The sequence below is a fragment of the Streptomyces sp. XM83C genome (assembly GCF_023072675.1).
GTDB lineage: Bacteria > Actinomycetota > Actinomycetes > Streptomycetales > Streptomycetaceae > Streptomyces > Streptomyces thermocoprophilus.
The window spans coordinates 1-3094 of the sequence record NZ_JALLGL010000475.1; the positions used below are offsets into that span (position 1 = coordinate 1).

Annotated in this window: 2 protein-coding genes; both read left to right on the forward strand. The window is 71.2% G+C overall.

The features are described 5' to 3' along the window. Positions 1–86 precede the first annotated feature (86 nt). Positions 87–2366, forward strand: coding sequence for an FdhF/YdeP family oxidoreductase (locus tag MTQ10_RS29400; RefSeq protein ID WP_247473453.1), 2280 nt, complete (start codon positions 87–89; stop codon positions 2364–2366). Positions 2367–2458: 92 nt separating this feature from the next. Then, positions 2459–2947, forward strand: a complete 489-nt coding sequence (locus tag MTQ10_RS29405) for a PaaI family thioesterase (protein WP_247473454.1) — start codon at positions 2459–2461, stop codon at positions 2945–2947. The last annotated feature ends 147 nt before the right edge of the window (positions 2948–3094 follow it).

A 3094-nucleotide genomic window follows, 5' to 3' on the forward strand; every position in this document is an offset into this window, starting at 1 on the left:
CCCCCGGCCCGCCCCGCTCCCCGCTGTCGGTGCAGCGTGGGAGGATCAAAGACGTACCCCACAGACGCGGACGAAGGAGTGCTGCGATGGCGACGAAGCCGCCCAAGGCCGACCCGGTCCAGGACGCGCCCGAGGTCACAGAGCCCCGGCACGCGGCGGCCGGACTCCCCGCCATCGGCCACTCGCTGCGCATGGCGCACCAGCAGATGGGCGTCAGACGCACCGCCCTCACCCTGCTGCGCGTCAACCAGAAGGACGGCTTCGACTGCCCGGGCTGCGCCTGGCCGGAACCGGAGCACCGGCACACGGCGGAGTTCTGCGAGAACGGCGCCAAGGCGGTCGCCGAGGAAGCCACCCTGCGCCGGGTCACCCCCGAGTTCTTCGCCGCGCACCCGGTCAGCGACCTGAACCGCCGCAGCGGCTACTGGCTGGGCCAGCAGGGCCGCCTCACCCACCCCATGTATCTGCCGGAGGGCGCCGACCACTACGAGCCGGTCACCTGGGAGCGCGCCTTCGACATCGTCGCCGAGGAGATCACCGCGCTGGACTCCCCCGACGAGGCCGTCTTCTACACCTCCGGCCGCACCAGCAACGAGGCCGCGTTCCTCTACCAGCTCTTCGCCCGCGAGCTCGGCACCAACAACCTGCCCGACTGCTCCAACATGTGCCACGAGTCCTCCGGCTCCGCACTGTCGGAGACCATCGGCGTCGGCAAGGGCAGCGTCCTGCTGGAGGACCTGTACAAAGCGGACCTGATCATCGTGGCCGGGCAGAACCCCGGCACGAACCATCCGCGCATGCTGTCCGCCCTGGAGAAGGCCAAGGCGAACGGCGCGAAGATCATCACCGTGAACCCGCTGCCCGAGGCCGGCCTGGAACGCTTCAAGAACCCCCAGACCCCCAAGGGCCTCACCACCGGCGCCGCCCTCACCGACCTGTTCCTCCAGATCCGCCTCGGCGGCGACCAGGCCCTCTTCCGCCTGCTGAACAAACTGATCCTGGACACCGAGGGCGCCGTCGACGAACTGTTCGTACGGGAGCACACGCACGGCTTCGAGGAGTTCGCGAAGACCGCACGCGCCGCCGACTGGGACGACATCCTCACCGCGACCGGCCTCACCCGCGCCGACATCGAGCAGGCCCTGGAGATGGTGCTGGCCTCCCGCAGCGTCATCGTCTGCTGGGCGATGGGCCTCACCCAGCACAAGCACTCCGTGCCGACCATCCGCGAGATCGTCAACTTCCTGCTGCTGCGCGGCAACATCGGCCGCCCCGGCGCCGGTGTCTGCCCCGTCCGCGGCCACTCCAACGTGCAGGGCGACCGCACCATGGGCATCTTCGAACGCCCCTCGGCCGCGTTCCTCGACGCCCTGGAGAGCGAGTTCGGCTTCGCCCCGCCCCGCCACCACGGCTACGACACGGTCCGCGCGATCCGCGCCCTGCGCGACGGCGACGCGAAGGTGTTCTTCGCCATGGGCGGCAACTTCGTCTCCGCCTCCCCCGACACCGACGTCACCGAGGCCGCCATGCGACGCGCCCGCCTCACCGTCCACGTGTCGACGAAACTGAACCGCTCCCACGTCGTCACCGGCGCCCGCGCCCTGATCCTGCCCACCCTGGGCCGCACCGAACGCGACGTCCAGGCGAGCGGCGAACAGTTCGTGACCGTGGAGGACTCCATGGGCATGGTCCACGCCTCCCGCGGCCGGCTCGCGCCGGCGAGCCCGTACCTGCTGTCCGAACCGGCGATCGTGTGCCGGCTCGCCCGCCGCGTCCTCGGCGACCGCACCGTCGTGCCCTGGGAGGACTTCGAGAAGGACTACGCGACGATCCGCGACCGCATCGCCCGCGTCGTCCCCGGCTTCGAGGACTTCAACCGGCGCGTCGCACACCCCGGCGGCTTCGCCCTGCCGCACGCCCCCCGCGACGAACGCCGCTTCCCCACCGCCACCGGCAAGGCCAACTTCACCGCCGCCCCCGTCGAACACCCCAAGCTGCCCGAGGGCCGGCTGCTGTTGCAGACCCTGCGCTCCCACGACCAGTACAACACCACCATCTACGGCCTCGACGACCGCTACCGAGGCATCACCGGCGGCCGCCGCGTGATCCTCGTCAACCCCGACGACGCCCACGCGCTCGGCGTCACCGACGGCTCCTACGTCGACCTGATCAGCGAATGGAACGACGGCGTCGAACGCCGAGCACCCGGCTTCCGCGTCGTCCACTACCCCACCGCTCGAGGCTGCGCCGCCGCCTACTACCCGGAGACCAACGTCCTCGTACCGCTCGACGCCACCGCTGACACCAGCAACACCCCGGCCAGCAAGTCCGTCGTGATCCGTCTGGAACAATCGGCCACCGACTGAGCGTTTGCTTACGTCACCCTGCCGGTCACCCCGCCGGCAGGGCCGACCACCGATCGAAAGATCGACGCACACGACGAACGGAGCCGGACCCCATGGGCGAGCAGCAGCACGTGAAGTTCCCGCAAGAGGTCATCGACGAGTACGCCGCCCTGGGCATCGACCTCCACGCCCTCTTCTCCGCCGGCCACCTCGGCACCCGCATGGGCGTACAGATCCTCGAGGCCTCCGCCGACCGCGTCGTCGGCACCATGCCCGTCGAAGGCAACACCCAGCCCTACGGCCTCCTCCACGGCGGCGCCTCCGCCGTCCTCGCCGAGACCCTCGGCTCCGTCGGCTCCATGCTCCACGGCGGCACCACCAAGATCGCCGTCGGTGTCGACCTCAACTGCACCCACCACCGCGGCGTACGCTCCGGCATCGTCACCGGCGTCGCCACCCCCGTCCACCGCGGCCGCACCACCGCCACGTACGAGATCGTCATCAGCGACGAACAGGACCGCCGCGTCTGCACCGCCCGCCTGACCTGCCTGCTGCGCGACGCCCGCCCCGGCGACGCCGAACAGGCCGGCGCCACGAGCTGACACCCCCTCACCTCCGGGCGCGCACCGGACCGTTCACCCCGGTGTGCGCCCGACCGTCGACGGCGACCCCACCCCGAGCCCGCGGCGGCCCCGGTCCCGGGCCCGGCGTACGACGTCCCGACTCCCGTACGCCACGGGCCACTTGCC